Consider the following 18,255-nt stretch of genomic DNA (forward strand, 5'->3'; position numbering starts at 1 on the left):
TACCCCCTATACTTTTATATGTCTTTTTGGTATTCCGTAGGTGATATACCAACAATCTTCTTGAACAATCTACTGAAATAGTTTGGATCATTATATCCTACTTCATAACAAATTTCTTTAATGGTTTTGTTAGAATTCTTAATAAGAGACTTTGATTTATTTATACGAATATTGGTCAGGTATTCAATAAAATTATAACCTGTCTCTTCTTTAAATAACCTGCTGAAATATTGAGGACTTATACTTATCACCTTAGAAACCTCTTCTAAAGTAATTTCATTACTGAAATACTTGTCAATATAATCTTTCGCATTCATTATCAATTTACTTACTTTGTTCTGTTTGTATTCTTTAACCATCTTTATAATATGTTTTGTTCTTTTTATGGCCCATCTTTGGATTTTTTCTTCTTCCATATTAATTATTTCTTGTAAATATGAAGAATAGTCTATATAAATATCTGATGGTATACCCATAGTATAAGCCATCTGATATATGAGCACAATCAATTCTATCATTTTACTTTTCCTATTGATAGGCACTAACTTAGATATACTATCAAATATTTTATTGAGTATTAATAATGCTTCATCTGTATTTCCAAGTTCAATGCTGCTTAATAGTTTTTTACATCGTTCATTATACTTATCTAGAGAGATATCTTTTACCTCTTTTACATCCATAATATGAACAACATGCTCACCGCTATTGTCCCTAAGAGCCTTCAAAGCTTCTTCATAAGAATTATGAAGGTATTCGATTTTACTATATCCTCCAATACCTATAAAAAATTCTACATCAGTGCTTTTCTTGGCTTTTTTCACAATATCTTCAGCCATCTGGATAGCTTCAAGCCTCTGCTTGTACTCATCCTCATGTTCCTTTGTTGCCACAAAAACAATTATCCTGTTAATCATAGTAGGACCTATAAGGCATTTACATCTATATTTTAACATATCTCTGATACTTGGATAGAATTTTTGGCTTTTTACACTTGAGCCAATTTTATTAGTTAGAGACATGGCTTTTTCACCTTCACCAAACTCAATGATCATCATATAACCACCATCATCCCCTAGGTCAAAGAGATCTTGGTATCTTTTTACTTCTTTTCCGAACTCCTTATCCATTAAGATTGAGTATATGAATCCACTTTCAAGTATAGGCAGTATATTTTGAAGTTTTTCTATGTTCTCCAATTCTTTTTTTCTCTTTTTTTCCTTCTCCTCCAAGTCGCTTATTATGGAGTTCAGCGTATCAATAAGTTTATATCTGTTTATTGGCTTGAGAATATACTCTTTTACACCTAGATTAACTGCTTCTTTGGCAAATTCGAATTGTTCATAAGCAGATAGTATAACAAATTGCACTCTACTGTTTCTTTCTTTTATTTCTTTAATTGCATCAATACCGTTTATACCTGGCATCCTTATATCCATAAATATTATATCTGGATTATGGTTACTAGCTTTTTCTATGGCCTCTCTACCATTTCTCGCACTATCAACAACTTCAACATTATCAAAATTCTTACTAACAATAAATTTGACTGCATTTATAACTATTTCCTCATCATCAACAACTAATAGCTTATACATATTAACGCATCTCCTCACGGTCTGATAGAATATCTTTATTTTCCAAAGGAAGGTTAATAACGATTTTAGTCCCCATACCTTTTTCACTAATAATTTTTATTACATCTTCTTTCCCGAAGTAAAGATGTAATCTGTGAATGACATTTCCCAGTCCTATACCTGTAGTATGCCCCTTCTTTGCTTTCTGAAGTATTTTGGATTCAGAGGTTACTTTGAGCACCTTCTCAATGTCATCCTTCTTCATTCCAACACCATTATCTTCAATAATGATTTGTCCATATTCTTTTTCTTTTCTTGTAACTATACGTACTATACCCCCTTCTTCCAAATCCCCAATTCCATGAATACATGCATTTTCCACTAACGGTTGTAAAATCAGAGGAGGCATAAATATTTGAGAGATACTATTGTCAACACTGAATTCAAATTGAATAAAATCTCCAAAACGTACTTTTAACAACTCAGAATATGATTTAATGTTTTCAATTTCTTCTTTCAATGTTACTGGGTTATCCAGTTTCTTAATATTATACCTGAAAAGGGCCGACATGTTTTCTAAGAAACTGCTGGTGGTATCAGCACCTTCCATCATTGCAAGTTGTACTCCTGCATTCAAGGTATTAAATAGAAAATGTGGGTTTATTTGAGATTGAAGTGCTTGTAACTCAGCATTATCCAAAAGATTTTTCATCTTAAGGTTCTGAAGTTCCTGATCCATCAATTTGGCTTCCATTTCTGCTGTATTTCTAAGTTTCTTGATATACTCTTTGATATTGGATTTCATCTTATTGAATGCTACCGCCATTACTTTTATTTCATCGTCAGTAGATACTATTACTTCATCTATATCAAAATTTCCTTTAGCTATCTCTTCAGCATTATGGGATAATTTTATAATAGGTTCTGTCATTTTGTATGTTGTAGAATAAATAATTAGAATAGATAATATTATTATATCTAATATTAGTATAATATTAATCTGCTGCAAAAATTTCAATTTGTTCTTTATATTAAGATACTCCCTGGTATTCCTATTGAATTCATTATAATTAACTTTGTTGATATATTCCTTGATGTAACTTTCTAATTGTGTTGTAGTAGTATATACAGTCAGGTATTCATCAATATCCCGTCCTCTTTTTGCTGCAATCCCTTTATCTGCTTCATTAAGATATGTTTCAATCATAAAAGCTATATCCTTAAGTAATAACCTGTTGTTGTCATAAGATAAACCTTTATTCATATCCATTGCTTTTTCTCTTAATTCATCACTATATCTAAGATAGTTATTAAGACTATCTGAATGTTTAGTAGACAAGTAATTATTAAGGTTAACATTTACTTTTGTAACAGTTTCAGATAGCTCTGTAAGGGCAACTCCATCAACGAACATGGATTCCATCTTCTGCATGAATTTACTGGACATTATGAAAGTAAATATACTTACTATACTTATTAATATGATTGTTATCATAAAATAAACCAGCATTTTTCTACGAATAGTATTAAGCCTTAATAACCTATCAAAGAATCTCAACTTTCATCACCTTCACTCTTTTGCCTTTTATTGGTATAATCATCAATATTTTCATTAGTGATAATATTTAAACCAGTATCATAAAAGGATGATGTTGTACCTTTTGTTATAACTTCTAATATAGCTTCTATACTCTTAGATCCTATATCATAAGGATTATCAACTATAGAGGCATCTATTACATGCTTTTCAATATACTTCAATACTTCTTCACTGTCCCCATATCCAACTATTGAGATATCCCCTACTTTGTTAAGGTCAACAATCACTTGAGCAACACCAATGGTATCTTTGACGCTGCTGCAAAAGATAGCACTTATATTAGGATAACTGTTTATTATCTTGCTGATAATGTCTTCTGCTCCTAATAAACCTAATTTGGATTCTTCAACTTTTTTTATTTCCATTTCATCATATTTATTAGTGATATCCTTGAATCCTGATAATATAAGATTCTTGGATGTCTCCAAATAATCATTTTCTTGAATATTATCAAGGATTATAGCAATTTCTCCTTTATTATCTATGGCATTGCTAACTAGTTTCCCAGCTTTCTCTCCAATTTCAAATGAATTGGACCCTACATAACTCTGTCTTTTACTAGCTGGTACATCTTCAAATACAGTTACAACGGGAACTCCCATATCCACAGCATGATTAATGGCTTCTTTAATCTTTTCATTATCCGTTACCTGAAGAATAATACCATCAACCTTTGACGCTATAGCTATATTAATATAATCCAACTGTTCATTTATATCTTCTTTCTTGACATCATTGATCTCTAATGCCACTTTCATTTTGTGGCTAGCATCATTGAGTCCTTTTAAAAATGCTTCCCCTGATAATGTATTGATATCATTGGAAATAACCATTAGGTGGTATTTAGGTGAATCTTTATCTTTATTGAATTTCTGTTCTTTACTATAATTAACGTCTTTCATATATAAAAATGAGAGACCTAGACTAATTATTAATACTAAAGATAATATACCTATTATTATACCTAAAATAACTTTTTTCATTTTTGTCCATCCTTACTTGGTAGTGTAGTCTATTTTAAAACTTTCTTGTCTATAATTATAACATATCCCTAATATTCCTTGTAAATAGCACTTTTTTGATTTATTTTCATATTAATATTAAAATAGTACTATCATATTTTATACCAATCAAAAATTAATTTGTTGACCTATATGAACATATTACATCCCATACGTAATATTTGGAATTTATAATAAAATTAAGATATACCTCTAAAGCTTAAATAATCAACTTATTATACGTGATTAATTATACAATTCTGTAGAAATTAATACATTTTTTAATCTATATATTTACATAAATAACTATATTTGCTAAAATAATATATATGATTGAATTAAAACGCTAAGGGCAGGACTTAATAGGGGGATATTATTATTATGGAAGATATAAATAAATATTATGAAGCAGCTGAAATTTTAAAGGTACTAGGTCATCCTACAAGATTGTGCATTGTCAATGGTTTAATTAGAAATAAAGGTTGTAATGTCTCTTTTATGCAGAGTTGTTTAAACATACCCCAATCAACTGTGTCACAGCATATTTCTAAATTAAAATCAGCTGGAATAATTGTTGGTGAACGTAAAGGACTAGAGATCACTTATAAAGTAGTTAATCAAATAGCAATTGACCTGGTTACTTCCCTTTTTGATGATTAATTTTATGACTCAAATACAAAAATACAGGACTGACTCTTAATACATTATTGACGGCTATAAGCTGTTGTAAGATATAAGAGACAGTCCTGTTTTATATTAGTCTATTATTGAATTTTCTCTAAACCACCCATATAATTTCTTAGGGCTTCTGGAATAACAACACTTCCATCTTCTTGTTGGAAATTCTCAAGTATTGCAGCCGTTGCTCTACCTGCAGCTACACCACTTCCATTAAGAGTATGAATGAATTTTGCTTTGTCCTTTACATTATCTTTATATTTGATATTAGCTCTTCTAGCCTGGAAAGTTTCAAAGTTACTACAGCTTGAAATTTCTACATATCTATTATAACTTGGCATCCATACTTCAATATCGTATTTCATAGCAGCTGTGAATCCTAAGTCACCCATACATATCTTTACTACTCTATAAGGAATATTTAATAATTGTAGAACTTCTTCTGCATCTTTTGTCAACTGTTCAAGTTCATTATAAGATTCTTCTGGTTTAACAAATTTTACTAATTCAACTTTATTGAACTGGTGTTGTCTTATCAACCCTCTAGTATCTCTTCCTGCTGAACCTGCTTCTGCTCTGAAACATGCTGTATATGCACAATGTTTAATAGGTAGTTTAGCACCCTCAAGTATTTGTTCTCTATACATATTAGTTACTGGTACTTCAGCTGTTGGCACCAAGAAATAATCTGTACCTTCAACTTTGAATGCATCTTCTTCAAATTTAGGTAATTGTCCAGTTCCTACCATACTTTTTCTATGAACCATAAAAGGTGGGAAAACTTCTGTATAGTCATGTTTATCTACATGTAGGTCTAACATAAAGTTGATTAAAGCTCTTTCTAATCTTGCTCCCTTACCTTTGTATACAGTAAATCTAGCTCCTGTTATCTTACCTGCTGATTCTGGATCAAGAATATCTAAGTCTTTACCAATATCCCAATGGGCTTTTGGTTCAAATCCAAAATCTCTAACCTCTCCCCAACGTCTGATTTCAACGTTATCTTCATCTGTATCACCAGCTGGAACTGATTCGTTAGGTATATTAGGTATAGTTAACATAAAGTTATATAAATCATTATCAACTTTTTTTACTTCACCATCTATTTCTTTAATCTTATTAGATAGTTCTTTCATCTCAGCCAATACTTCTTTTACATCTTTACCTTCTTTTTTCATGGCAGGAATTTGCTTTGATACAACGTTCTGCTTATTTTTCAATTGCTCTACTTCTTGTAATAATTGTCTTCTCTTAGTATCAAGTTCCACAAAAGAATCAAGATCAAACTCCTCTTTTCTGTTTGATAAAGCTTCTTTCACTTGGTCAAAATTGTTTCTTAACATTTTAATATCTAACATCTTATTCACTCCTTCTATTTTTCTTTTCTATACGATTAACAAGCGACTTAGTCACTTAAGAGATTTCAGTTATCCTATATCTCTTTACCTTTCATTATCCAAAGACTGTACGAATATATAAATAAAAAACAATAAAAAAACCCTTCGCCCTTAATGGGACGAAAGGATATCCGCGTTGCCACCCAATTTATTACAATAAAAATTGTAATCTCTTGATTAGTATTATAAAGGATACCAACCTCTAACTCATCGTCAGGTACTCCGGAAGTGGAGGGATTATTTCGTTTTGCCAGTTCTCACCATCTCTGACTCTCTTGAAAAACTACCTTAATCTTAGCTTCCATCATAGCACAAAAACTATTTTTAATAATTATAATATATATTATGTTTCTTTTCAACCTAAAATATTTTTATCTATATTTCATAAGTATCTACAATAAAAAGTTTTTTATTCTCCATTAAATCAATTTCCACCCACTCATCATATTTTCCATTTTCATCTTCCAGAATCCTTATGATAGGTCTTGATGGAAATCCATTATTCTGTTTTAGAACAATACCTTTCTTTCCTTCATTAGTTATGATTCCCATACCTGATGGATATACTGCTATATATTTTATAAACTCATCAACAATTTCTTCATCAAACAATCGTCCTTTATTAGCAATAAGAAATTCTATTACTTCATATATTTTATAAGCTTCTCTATAAGGTTTTTTGGTTACCATAGAATCAAAAACATTGCATATAGAAATAATTTTTGTCGCACTATTGATTTTATTGCCACTCCAGCCGAAAGGATATCCAGAACCGTCAACATTTTCATGATGAGTTAATATTATGACTTTAGATATAGAGCTTATCCATGAAGCTTCGCTTATCGCTTCATAACCATAGATTACATGTTGCTTAACTATTTCATATTCTTTTTCGGTTAACTTACCAGGTTTGTTAAGGATTTCTTCTGGAATAAGAACTTTACCTAGATCATGCAATAAAGCACCTATAGCTATATCTTTAACTCTATTTTTGTTATAACCTAACTTTATAGACAATAAAACTGCTAAAGCACATACATTGACAGAATGGGCATATGTATATTCATCTTTTCTCCTGATATCAACTAGATTAACAATAATATTACGTTGGGTCAATACATCCTCAACAATATCCTGAGCAGCTGATACAATATTAGTTAATTCTAGATGTCCTTGGGTACTATAATTCTCTAATACTTTTTTAACTTCTTTTTTACAGTTTTCTCTTGTCTTTTCTTCAATAAAATCTTTTAATTCAACACCTTCAGATAATTCATCCTCTATATAGATGTAATCTACTCCTAGCTCTCTTAAACGAACAACATAAGATTTCTTAATATGAATCCCCTTTGATAAAAGAAAGCTACCATTTAATGAATAAACTGGTCGTGCTACTCTCTCATTACCTTTTAAATTGTCTATTAGTACTCTTCTCATTAAATCCCACCTACAGAACGGCTAAAAAATCTCTATTAACTATTACTCATTAATAAATAATCCAATAAAAAATATTAATCAAGTTTCTAAAGATAATTATTTGTTCTTTATCATTATTCGTTACTAAATAAAAATCTCTTTACAGTTGATATAATCATATCATTTTTTTATAGTATCTTCAATTAAAATTGAAATAAATGAATAAAAAGACTTATTATGGTAATCATTATTAATGTACCATTTATTTACAATGTTTTATTTATGAGGATTTTGGTTTAGGAAATAAGCCTCAATAATATGGTACATCATCTAATACCCCCCTCAACCTGCGTTTTATTCCCCCCCTGAAACGCAGGTTATTTTTATATTAGTTACAAAGACCTATTCTCTAATTTTTTTCTATCAAAAAGAAGTAAAATAGTTCATATTTCATATACTAATCTATATAATAAATTGTTATTTTATCAATTAATATACCTTAAAATATATTATAATCTCATATTTAAAATATATGAATTTAATTAAAACATTACCTATATAATAATAGCTATTTATATTAAGTAAATTATATTTTTCGTTATTTTTTATATCCTATTTAACTGATCTGTTAAGTTTTCTAAATCGCAATTTATTGTTATAAATTTAACTATTTTTAATTATATTTGATATCATAACTTCTCAAGATAAGAAGTATCATTAAATATCTATAGTGTTTTTTTATATATAATAACTATATTATAATCTTTGTTATGTGAAATATGCTGTCTTGTATACAGTATTTATAGTTATATTGTATATTTTATTTTGTATATTTTTATTTTAGTTATTGACAAAATATTATCAATTTGCTATTATGTCAGTGTAATATTTTTTTGAAAATAATTGTTAATATTTTAACATTATTTATATGTAGAAATCAATTTATTAAGCGACTACTTGTCGCATTTATAATTACAAAATAGGGAAAACTAATATTAAAAATATCTAGGAGGTATATAATTATGGCAAACACAAAAGTCACTAAAACTAATGATAAACCAAATGTTGATGTGCCAAAAATGATTGACGAATTAGTATCAAAAGCTACAAAAGCATTAGACGAATATTTACAACTTAACCAAGAACAAGTAGATAACATTGTTAAAGAAATGTCACTTGCTGGATTAGACAAACATATGTATTTAGCTAAACTAGCTGTTGATGAAACTGGTAGAGGAGTATATGAAGACAAAATAACTAAGAATATGTTTGCAACAGAATATATCTACCATAGTATCAAATATGAAAAAACAGTAGGTATCACTAACATTAATAAAGAAGAAGATTACATGGAAGTTGCAGAACCTGTTGGTGTTGTTGCTGGTGTAACTCCTGTTACTAACCCAACTTCAACTACATTATTTAAAGCTATTATTTCAGCAAAAGCAAGAAACCCAATCATCTTTGCATTCCATCCTTCAGCTCAAAAGTGTTCTGCTGAAGCAGCAAGAATTGTAAGAGATGCAGCTGTAAAAGCTGGTGCTCCAGAAAACTGTATTCAATGGATAGAAATGCCTTCATTAGAAGCAACAAATACATTGATGAACCATCCTGGTGTTGCTTTAGTACTTGCTACAGGTGGATCTGGAATGGTTAAATCAGCTTATTCAACTGGAAAACCTGCACTTGGTGTTGGACCTGGTAACGTACCTTGCTTCATAGAAAAAACTGCTGATGTTGAAAGAGCTGCAACAGATTTAATCTTATCAAAAGCATTTGACAACGGAATGATTTGTGCATCTGAACAAGGAGCAATCATTGAAGAACCTATATATAAACAAGTAACAGATTACATGAAAAAACAAAACTGCTACTTTACAACTAAAGAAGAAACTAAACGCTTAGAAGGCGTTGTTATGAACCTTGAAAAAGGTGCTGTTAATCCAGCAATAGTAGGTAAAGCACCTGTAGAGATTGCTAGATTAGCTAATATAGATATACCAGAAGATACAAAGGTTTTATGTTGTGAACTTGATGGAGTTGGACATGAATATCCATTATCCAAAGAAAAATTATCTCCTGTATTAGCTATCATAAAAGCTAAAAATGCTACAGATGGTATTGATCTATGTGAAAAAATGGTTGAGATTGGTGGTCTTGGCCACTCATCAGTTATTCACTCTAATGATGATGAAGTAATCAAGCAATTCTCTTCCAGATTAAAAACTGGTCGTATAATAATCAATTCTCCTTCTACTCATGGAGCAATTGGAGATATATATAATACTAATATGCCATCTCTTACACTTGGTTGTGGTTCTTACGGAAGAAACTCAACAACATCAAATGTAACAGCTGTTAATCTAATAAATAAGAAAAGAGTGGCGAATAGAAGAGTGAATATGCAATGGTTTAAGATTCCAGAAAAAATATACTTTGAACCAGGTTCAGTACAATACTTAAGTAAAATGCAAAATATCAAAAAAGCTTTCATAGTTACTGACCCATTCATGGTAAAATTCGGATACGTTGATAAGATTCTTTATCATTTAAGAAATAGAACTGATAGTATACATTGTGAAGTATTTACTGATGTTGAACCTGACCCATCTATCGAAACAGTTAAAAAAGGTGCAGAAATGATGCAAAAATTCGATCCTGATGTAATTATCGCATTAGGTGGTGGATCAGCTATGGATGCTGCAAAAGGAATGTGGTTATTCTACGAACATCCAGAAGCAAGATTCAGTGACATGGCTCTCAAATTCATGGATATAAGAAAACGTGTATACAAATTCCCTACTATGGGTAATAAATCAAGATTTGTTGCTATACCTACTACATCAGGTACAGGATCAGAAGTAACTTCATTTGCAGTTATCACTGATAAAGAAAAAGGAATCAAATATCCTCTAGCTGACTATGAATTAACTCCGGATGTAGCAATAATCGACCCAGATTTCGTAATGTCAGTACCTGCTGGTGTAACAGCTAATACTGGACTTGATGTATTGACACATGCTTTAGAAGCTTATGTTTCTGTTTTAGCTTCTGATTATACAGATGCACTTGCTCTAAAAGCTGCTGAATTAGTATTTGAATATTTACCAAGAGCTTACAAAAATGGTAATGACGCTGTAGCAAGAGAAAAAATGCATAATGCTTCATGTATGGCTGGTATGGCATTCACAAATGCATTCCTTGGTGTAAACCACTCAATGGCTCATAAATTAGGTGGAGAATTCCATATACCTCATGGTGCTGCTAACGCTATATTATTACCACATACTATAGAATATAACGGAAGCAAAACTCCAACAAAATTTGCTTCATTCCCTAAATATGAAAAATTCATAGCTCCTGAAAAATATGCTGACATAGCTAAGCACCTTAACTTACCTTGTAAGACACCAGAAGAAGGCGTAAAATCACTAGCTAATGCAGTTAGAAAGCTTATGAAAGAACTTAATGTAAAAACTACAATAAAAGATTTTGGTGTAGATGAAAAAGAATTCCTAAGTAAAGTTGATTATTTAGCAGACAGAGCATTTGAAGATCAGTGTACTCCTGCTAACCCAAGATTACCTTTAGTAAAAGAATTAGTTGACTTATACAAAAAAGCTTACTACGGAAAATAAATATATAATGTAAATGATAACAAAAAAGAAGGGTTGCCATTTTTCCCTTCTTTTTTGTTATATATAAATATTAACTTTATCATAGTAATTGAAATAAATAAAAATGATATTCATTTAAAAATCTTTTAATATGAATTTATTTATTACTTCTGCAACTCCACTTTGATTGTTGTTACATTTTGTTACATAATTCGCCATTTCTTTTATTTCTTCTCTAGCATTACATATGGCTACTCCCATACCCGCATATTTAATCATATATTTATCATTGAAGCTATCTCCTACAGCTATTATTTCTTCCTTATCTATATGTAAATAATTGGCAAGATATTCTAATGCTATACCTTTGTTAGCTTTCTTACTCAATACTTCTAAATATGTATGTTTTGAAAAGAATACATTAACTTTATCATTATATAACTCTATGATATGTTCTTGCATCTTTTCCAATATCTTAATATCATCATAGTTATATAATATTTTGATTGATTTATCATAGTTTTTAAGATCGTCCACTACATCAGCTGCTATGTTACTAAGTCCTTGATAAGTCTCCGTCCTTGAAGTAACCTGTTCTACAATTACTCCTTTTTTATCATAGAGTTGAATATCAACTCCATATTCTCTACCTATATCAATCAATTTTGGAAGTATATCTTGTGGCAGTGGTTCATAAAAAATATTATTACCTTTTAAGTCATTGATAACAGCACCATTATAGGATATATAATAATCATTATCATTTGCGATTCCAAGTTGTTTAATAATATTTATAATTGACTTACTTACCCTGCCAGAACAAATAGTTATTATTGTTCCTTTACTATTAGCTTCTTGTATAGCTTTGATATTATCTGTAGATATACTTAAATCATCATCTAGAAGTGTGTCATCCATATCAAGTACTAACATCTTGTATCTCAAAAAAAGCCCTCACTTTCAAATAAACTGCTATATTTTCTACTATTAATTATATCTTCTACCTCTGCATAAGATTTATTATTAGCATTAATCATTAATACATTATTTGTTTCTATAGAATTATGCATGTTATTACTAAAAATCTCATTATATAAACCTTTATATGCAGAACTTGAATAAATATATATATCATGAGTTTTAGTAGTAGTATTCCCATGTATTACTTTGTAGCCTCTACCTATTAAATAGTTTTCAATATTATCTAATCCATCTTGTACTAATATGACCATTAGAACACCTCCTAGTAATAATAATAGTATTACCAAGAGTCAATAAAATATAATATGAAAATTAAATATTGTTAATTGTTTTCCTTATTGTTTCATTGCCTTTTCCAAAGCTGCTTTTTCTTCTTCTGAAAGAACTTTTTCGCTTTTACCATCCTTTATTTCTTTTACATACATATAGCAGCCTTCTCTGCTATGCATACCATTCAACAAAATACCACTATCTGTTTGATTCAATAATGCTAAAACAAAACTTAATTGCCCACCCATATTATCAAAGGCATTATATTTAACAACAGCAACTTTCTCAATAGATTGTCTAACATGTTTTTCCATTTCTCTTATATCAAGTTTCTGCTTATGAAGAATATCCTTTAGTCCATCTATATCTTTAATATTTTTTTGCAATACATCTTCAATATTAAAGTCTTCCTTAGAGTTCATAAATTGATAATACTTATTTTTCCATTTCTTTATTCTAATAGAATTAATAATCAATAATATTAACATTAATAAGGTTATACCACATAATACTGTTACTATTAATTCAACATTATTAGAAATATAATAATTTAACATCTCCATCTAAAAACTATCCTTCCTTGATTGAATTAATTAATTCAATTAATCTTTCTAACTCATCATCTGAGTAATACTCTATTTCTATTTTCCCCTTTTTCTTACTTTTACGATTGATAGTAACTTTTGTTCCAAGAATCTCTTTAAACCTTTCTTCTACATCTTTATATATAGCAGATAAGGCTTCATCGTTTCTTGATTCTTTTTTAGGGAGCTTAGGTTTTGTAATGCTCTTGATGAGTTTTTCTGTATCTCTAACACTTAATTTTTCATCAAATACTCTATTTGCGATATTATATTGAATCTCACCATCTTTTATTGCTAATAATGCTCTGGCATGTCCACTAGAAATCATCTCATCAACTATCATCCTCTGTACTCTTTCATCCAGATTCAATAATCTCATGGAGTTTGCTATTGCAGAACGACTTTTTGAAACTTTTTCAGCCACATCATCCTGTTTTAACTTAAAATCATTTATAAGTTTTTGATATGCAAACGCTTCTTCTATAGGATTAAGATTCTCTCTTTGTATATTTTCTATAAGTGATACTTCTAGTTTCTCTCTAGGTGTATAACCTTTAATTATTACTGGTACTTCCTTCAAGCCAGCTAATTTAGCCGCTCTCCATCTTCTTTCACCAGCAACTATTTCATAATATTTGTTCTTCTTAATAACTATCAACGGCTGAATAACTCCATATTGTTTTATGGAATCTGACAACTCCTGTAATTGGTCTTCATCAAACTTTTTTCGTGGTTGTTCTTTATTGGGGCCTACTTCATTAATATTTATTTTAACTATACCTTTACTTTTATCAGTGATTTCTTGTTCAAGATCATCTGTAATAAGAGCAGATAGACCTTTTCCTAACCCTCTTTTTACGGCAGCCATTTCTAAACATCCTTCCTATTTATCACTTCATCTGCTAATAACCTATAACTTTCTGCACCTTTTGAATTAGAATCATATATATTAATCGGTACTCCATGACTTGGCGCTTCTCCCAATCTAACATTTCTTGGTATTATTGTTTTATAGATATTTGTCCTCTTCAGCTCTTTTTTAACTTCATCCACTACCTGCATAGACAAATTAGTCCTAGCATCATACATTGTAAATACTACTCCTTCAATCTCAAGATTAGGATTCAATCTCTTCTTAACTAAGTTAATAGTATACATAAGCTGTGATAATCCCTCTAAAGCAAAGAATTCACACTGTATAGGCACTAAAACTGTATCCGCTGTAGTCAAAGCATTAACTGTCAATGTACTTAATGATGGTGGACAATCAATAATTATGTAATCATACTTATCTCTTACTTGATCAATTTCCTTCTTCAATATGAAACTATTATCATCCATTCCAATCAACTCTATCTCTGCACCAGCCAAATCAACGTCAGCAGGCAAAAGGGATATATTCTTGAATACATTTTTGATTATACACTTTTTCAATGGTGCTTGTCCTAAAAGCAACTCATATGTAGTATTCTTTAACTTCCTCTTATCTATTCCTAAACCTCTAGTAGTATTTCCTTGCGGATCAATATCTAGAGTAAGTACTTTTTTCCCCTTTTCAGCTAAGCAAGAAGATAAATTTACAGATGTAGTTGTCTTACCAACACCACCTTTTTGGTTAGCTACGGCTATTATTCTTCCCATTATTATTCCCTTCTTTCGGATATCGTTTTATTAATTATATCACAATAGGTTTTTTAAATCTATTTTTTTAGATAGATTTAGTTAAAATTTGGATATAGGTAGAGGTGGTATAAGTGGTTGTGGGTTGAGTGGGTGAAATTTGAGGGGTTATTGGTAATACAGGATAGGTTTAAGGAGTTGTTTTGTTGATTAGTGGTGGTATTAGGTTAGTGGGTTATTTGATTTAAAGGATATTAGTTGGTAGTAGTTAGTTTGTTAGTGGTGAATTAGATTGGGGGGCTACACGGTAGTTATCGTAGTGATAAATAGTTAGTTTTACTTCGCCTTACTCCAAGGAACGGTCTTCGTAAAACTAACTATTTATCACACTTATATACGTGTAATTGGGTAAATTTAGTTTGTTGTGTAATCTTATGAATGTTTCACGTGAATCATTAGATATGCTCTATAGGGTTTGTATTTTCTGTAGATAGATTAATTATGCTATATGGCTTGTTTCTCTAGAAAATGTATACATTTCTATTACTTATTAGGGTGTATCTATTTATTCATGAAATACGGTAGTATTATCAACTTGCTACCTTATTTCATATTAGCTCCAAGTTCCTTAGTATAAATGTTTCACGTGAAACATTTATAGTTGTTATTATCTCCGTCTAGCCAATTAATACTTATTATCCATTTGTTTTACGTGAAACATCATGCTATATCATTCTTCATTTATTATTCTGTTATAATCTGATATCAATTAACTCATGTACTTATCTTACTTCGTTTTCTCTTTAGTAACCATATTAACTTATTCCTCTATGCCCAAACTTCGAGTAATAAATAGTTAGTTTTACGTAGACCGTTCCTTGGAGTAAGGCGCAGTAAAACTAACTATTTATTACTATCGTATACTTCCGTGTAGCCCCCAATAATTACTACCCCATTGTTTCACGTGAAACATCTCACTACCTCATTCTTGAATTACAATCCACCATAATATAATAATTACCTAATCCTTTAACCTATCCTACTTCACCTCAACCCTTAATAACCATACTAACTTAATCCCTCTACACCCAATCTCCAAGTAATAAATAGTTAGTTTTACGAAGACCGTTCCTTGGAGTAAGGCGCAGTAAAACTAACTATTTATTACTATCGTATACTTCCGTGTAGCCCCCAATAATTACTACCCCATTGTTTCACGTGAAACATCTCACTACCTCATTCTTGAATTACAATCCACCATAATATAATAATTACCTAATCCTTTAACCTATCCTACTTCACCTCAACCCTTAATAACCATACTAACTTAATCCCTCTACACCCAATCTCCAAGTAATAAATAGTTAGTTTTACGTAGACCGTTCCTTGGAGTAAGGCGCAGTAAAACTAACTATTTATTACTATCGTATACTTCCGTGTAGCCCCCAATAATTACTACTCCATTTCACATGAAACAACAAAAAAACCTACAGCCGAATTTATCAAACAATAAACTCAACCATAGGTCACTAAATACATCTACTACTATATTTACATCTATTACATCTGCTCAGGTGCCTTAATACCCAACAACCTTAAAGCCTCCCTGATAACATCTCTAACAATACTAACAATCTCCAACCTAGCATTTCTCAATTCCATATCATCAACTATAATAGGACAGTTATGATAAAATCTATTAAATTCCTGTGCCAGATCAACAACATATCTAGAAATAAAAGATGGTTCCAACTTCTCAGCTGCATCAACTACTACACCTTGGAATCTCTGTAAAGTCTTAACTACATTAAAAGCCAAATCATCAGTTAATAAATCATAATTTATACTCTCACCTTTGCTATCATACTCAGCTTTCCTCAATACACTAGAAGCCCTAGCATAAGTATATTGAACATAAGGTCCTGTCTCACCTTCAAAGTTAAGAACCTTATCCCATGAGAAAACTACATCCTTAATTCTATTATTATACATATCATTGAATAGAATAGCACCTATACCAACAATCTTAGCAACCTCTTCCTTGTCCTTAAGATTAGGATTCTTTTCTTCAATAATCTGCTTAGTCTTTTCAATTGACTCATTCAACAATTCTTCTAAGTAAATAACTTTACCCTTTCTTGTTGATAATTTTCCAGACTCCATACTAACTAAACCATAAGGAACATGAATCAACTTATCATGCCAATCATAACCCATTTTGTCAATAACCTTGAACCACTGCGCAAAATGTAGATTTTGATCAAATGCTGTAACATAGATACACTTTTCAAAATCATATGTTTTCTTTCTATAAATAGCAGCTGTAATATCTCTTGTTGCATATAGAGTACTACCATCTTTCTTGGTAATTAGACATGGTGGCATATTATCATCTTCTAATTCAACAATCTTAGCACCCTCACTAATCTTGATTAATCCTTTATCATCTAATTCCTCTATAACAACATCCATTTTGTCATTATAGAAACTTTCACCTGCATAAGAATCAAATTTTATATCTAACATATCATAGATTCTATTAAATTCTTTTAAACTAATATCTTTAAACCATTGCCATAGAGCTAAGGCTTCTTCATCACCATTCTCCATCTTAGTGAACCATGCTCTTGCATCATCATCCAATTGAGGATTTTTCTCTGCTTCCTCATGAAACTTGACATAGATATTAGTTAACTCATTAATACCATCTTTTTCAATTTTTTCCTTTGAACCCCATAACTTGTATGCAACTATAAGTTTACCAAATTGTGTACCCCAATCACCTAAGTGATTTATACCTACACATTTATATCCTAGATGTTCATGGATATTATACAATGCATTACCAATTATAGTAGTTCTAAGATGTCCAATATGAAATGGTTTAGCAATATTAGGAGAAGAATAATCTAGTACGATAGTTTTTCCTTCACCACAATCTAATTTACCATTTATAGCATCTCTATTACCTAAAACACTTTCTACATATTTTTTCTTATTAACATAAAAATTGACATATGCACCTACAATTTTTATATCTGAAAAATAATCTGAAGAACCAATTTTTTCTCCAATATCAGCAGCAATCATATTAGGTGCTTTCCTGAATATTTTAGCTAATTTGAAACAAGGAAAAGCAAAATCCCCCATTTCGGAATTAGAAGGAATTTCAATTAATTCATCAATTTCATTTTCTGGGAAATCAGATATAATATTAGACAACAACTCAACAATAACCTTTTTAAACTCCATTATATAACTTCCTTTCATAAAAGTATAATCTTAATAATCTATTAAAAATCGTATATCAACTGTTCATTAATTTATTAAGTAAAATAAATTATTAATTATTAAAAACTCTCGTCCACCGAAGACGAGAGTACAATAAGTGAATTATAAAAATTATACATTAAATAAACCTATTTGTCTAGTATTAAGGCTCATTAACTTAAACTTCAACAACTGATATCTAGTTACTCCTCAATCTATTAAAAGTCCATTTAACAAATTGAAG

General features: G+C 30.2%; 13 protein-coding genes. 2 read left to right on the forward strand and 11 right to left on the reverse strand.

Translation table 11 applies throughout. The annotated features are described in order from the left end of the window. Nucleotides 1-14: 14 nt before the first annotated feature. From HYG85_RS10615 to HYG85_RS10625, 3 genes are read right to left on the reverse strand one after another with little or no spacing between them, the layout of a single operon-like run. On the reverse strand, nt 15-1,598 hold the full coding sequence (locus HYG85_RS10615; protein ID WP_212693438.1) for a response regulator: 1,584 nt from the start codon (nt 1,596-1,598) through the stop codon (nt 15-17). Nucleotide 1,599: 1 nt separating this feature from the next. Continuing rightward, complete coding sequence (locus HYG85_RS10620; RefSeq protein ID WP_212693439.1) at nt 1,600-3,135, reverse strand: sensor histidine kinase; 1,536 nt, start codon at nt 3,133-3,135, stop codon at nt 1,600-1,602. Beyond that, nucleotides 3,132-4,160, reverse strand: coding sequence for a substrate-binding domain-containing protein (locus HYG85_RS10625; protein ID WP_212693440.1), 1,029 nt, complete (start codon nt 4,158-4,160; stop codon nt 3,132-3,134). The genes HYG85_RS10620 and HYG85_RS10625 overlap by 4 nt, the downstream gene beginning before the upstream one ends. A 399-nt stretch (nt 4,161-4,559) precedes the next feature. Here HYG85_RS10625 and HYG85_RS10630 point away from each other — a divergent pair, with 399 nt between their 5' ends. Then, a complete protein-coding gene (locus tag HYG85_RS10630; RefSeq protein WP_212693441.1) occupies nt 4,560-4,838 on the forward strand; it encodes an ArsR/SmtB family transcription factor in 279 nt (92 codons plus the stop codon). 104 nt (nt 4,839-4,942) lie between these two features. On the opposite strand, the gene serS is transcribed toward HYG85_RS10630, so the two are convergent. Together serS and HYG85_RS10640 are read right to left on the reverse strand one after the other, a co-directional pair. After that, nucleotides 4,943-6,214, reverse strand: coding sequence for a serine--tRNA ligase (serS, locus tag HYG85_RS10635; RefSeq protein WP_212693442.1), 1,272 nt, complete (start codon nt 6,212-6,214; stop codon nt 4,943-4,945). Nucleotides 6,215-6,628: 414 nt separating this feature from the next. Then, on the reverse strand, nt 6,629-7,690 hold the full coding sequence (locus tag HYG85_RS10640) for an HD-GYP domain-containing protein (protein WP_113672951.1): 1,062 nt from the start codon (nt 7,688-7,690) through the stop codon (nt 6,629-6,631). Nucleotides 7,691-8,691: 1,001 nt separating this feature from the next. Between HYG85_RS10640 and adhE the strand changes: the two genes are divergently transcribed. After that, on the forward strand, nt 8,692-11,307 hold the full coding sequence (gene adhE / locus HYG85_RS10645) for a bifunctional acetaldehyde-CoA/alcohol dehydrogenase (protein WP_212693443.1): 2,616 nt from the start codon (nt 8,692-8,694) through the stop codon (nt 11,305-11,307). Between the two features lie 114 nt (nt 11,308-11,421). On the opposite strand, the gene HYG85_RS10650 is transcribed toward adhE, so the two are convergent. The 6 genes from HYG85_RS10650 to argS all read right to left on the reverse strand — a co-directional run bounded on the left by HYG85_RS10650 (nt 11,422) and on the right by argS (nt 17,993). Next, nucleotides 11,422-12,231: a Cof-type HAD-IIB family hydrolase gene (locus HYG85_RS10650; protein ID WP_212693444.1), complete on the reverse strand. Its 810-nt coding sequence runs from the start codon at nt 12,229-12,231 to the stop codon at nt 11,422-11,424. Beyond that, nucleotides 12,228-12,518 carry a YkuS family protein gene (locus HYG85_RS10655; RefSeq protein WP_212693445.1) on the reverse strand — a complete coding sequence of 97 codons (291 nt, stop codon included), beginning with the start codon at nt 12,516-12,518 and terminating at the stop codon, nt 12,228-12,230. Before HYG85_RS10655 ends, HYG85_RS10650 begins: the two co-directional genes overlap by 4 nt. A gap of 84 nt (nt 12,519-12,602) precedes the next feature. Next, entirely contained in the window at nt 12,603-13,100 is a 498-nt protein-coding gene (locus HYG85_RS10660) for a DUF4446 family protein (RefSeq protein WP_212693446.1), read from the reverse strand. 7 nt (nt 13,101-13,107) lie between these two features. After that, entirely contained in the window at nt 13,108-13,989 is an 882-nt protein-coding gene (locus tag HYG85_RS10665; RefSeq protein ID WP_212693447.1) for a ParB/RepB/Spo0J family partition protein, read from the reverse strand. Nucleotides 13,990-13,991: 2 nt separating this feature from the next. After that, nucleotides 13,992-14,762: a ParA family protein gene (locus HYG85_RS10670; protein ID WP_212693448.1), complete on the reverse strand. Its 771-nt coding sequence runs from the start codon at nt 14,760-14,762 to the stop codon at nt 13,992-13,994. 1,539 nt (nt 14,763-16,301) lie between these two features. Then, complete coding sequence (argS, locus tag HYG85_RS10675) at nt 16,302-17,993, reverse strand: arginine--tRNA ligase (RefSeq protein ID WP_212693449.1); 1,692 nt, start codon at nt 17,991-17,993, stop codon at nt 16,302-16,304. Between the last annotated feature and the right edge of the window lie 262 nt (nt 17,994-18,255).

This window comes from Vallitalea guaymasensis (assembly GCF_018141425.1).
Lineage (GTDB): Bacteria > Bacillota > Clostridia > Lachnospirales > Vallitaleaceae > Vallitalea > Vallitalea guaymasensis.

Coding starts and splice junctions, on each gene's coding strand:
- HYG85_RS10615 (WP_212693438.1), bottom strand. CDS start 1,598: ATGTATAAGCTATTAGTTGTTGATGATGAGGAAATAGTTATAAATGCA.
- HYG85_RS10625 (WP_212693440.1), bottom strand. CDS start 4,160: ATGAAAAAAGTTATTTTAGGTATAATAATAGGTATATTATCTTTAGTA.
- HYG85_RS10630 (WP_212693441.1), top strand. CDS start 4,560: ATGGAAGATATAAATAAATATTATGAAGCAGCTGAAATTTTAAAGGTA.
- serS (WP_212693442.1), bottom strand. CDS start 6,214: ATGTTAGATATTAAAATGTTAAGAAACAATTTTGACCAAGTGAAAGAA.
- HYG85_RS10640 (WP_113672951.1), bottom strand. CDS start 7,690: ATGAGAAGAGTACTAATAGACAATTTAAAAGGTAATGAGAGAGTAGCA.
- adhE (WP_212693443.1), top strand. CDS start 8,692: ATGGCAAACACAAAAGTCACTAAAACTAATGATAAACCAAATGTTGAT.
- HYG85_RS10655 (WP_212693445.1), bottom strand. CDS start 12,518: ATGGTCATATTAGTACAAGATGGATTAGATAATATTGAAAACTATTTA.
- HYG85_RS10660 (WP_212693446.1), bottom strand. CDS start 13,100: ATGGAGATGTTAAATTATTATATTTCTAATAATGTTGAATTAATAGTA.
- HYG85_RS10665 (WP_212693447.1), bottom strand. CDS start 13,989: ATGGCTGCCGTAAAAAGAGGGTTAGGAAAAGGTCTATCTGCTCTTATT.
- HYG85_RS10670 (WP_212693448.1), bottom strand. CDS start 14,762: ATGGGAAGAATAATAGCCGTAGCTAACCAAAAAGGTGGTGTTGGTAAG.
- argS (WP_212693449.1), bottom strand. CDS start 17,993: ATGGAGTTTAAAAAGGTTATTGTTGAGTTGTTGTCTAATATTATATCT.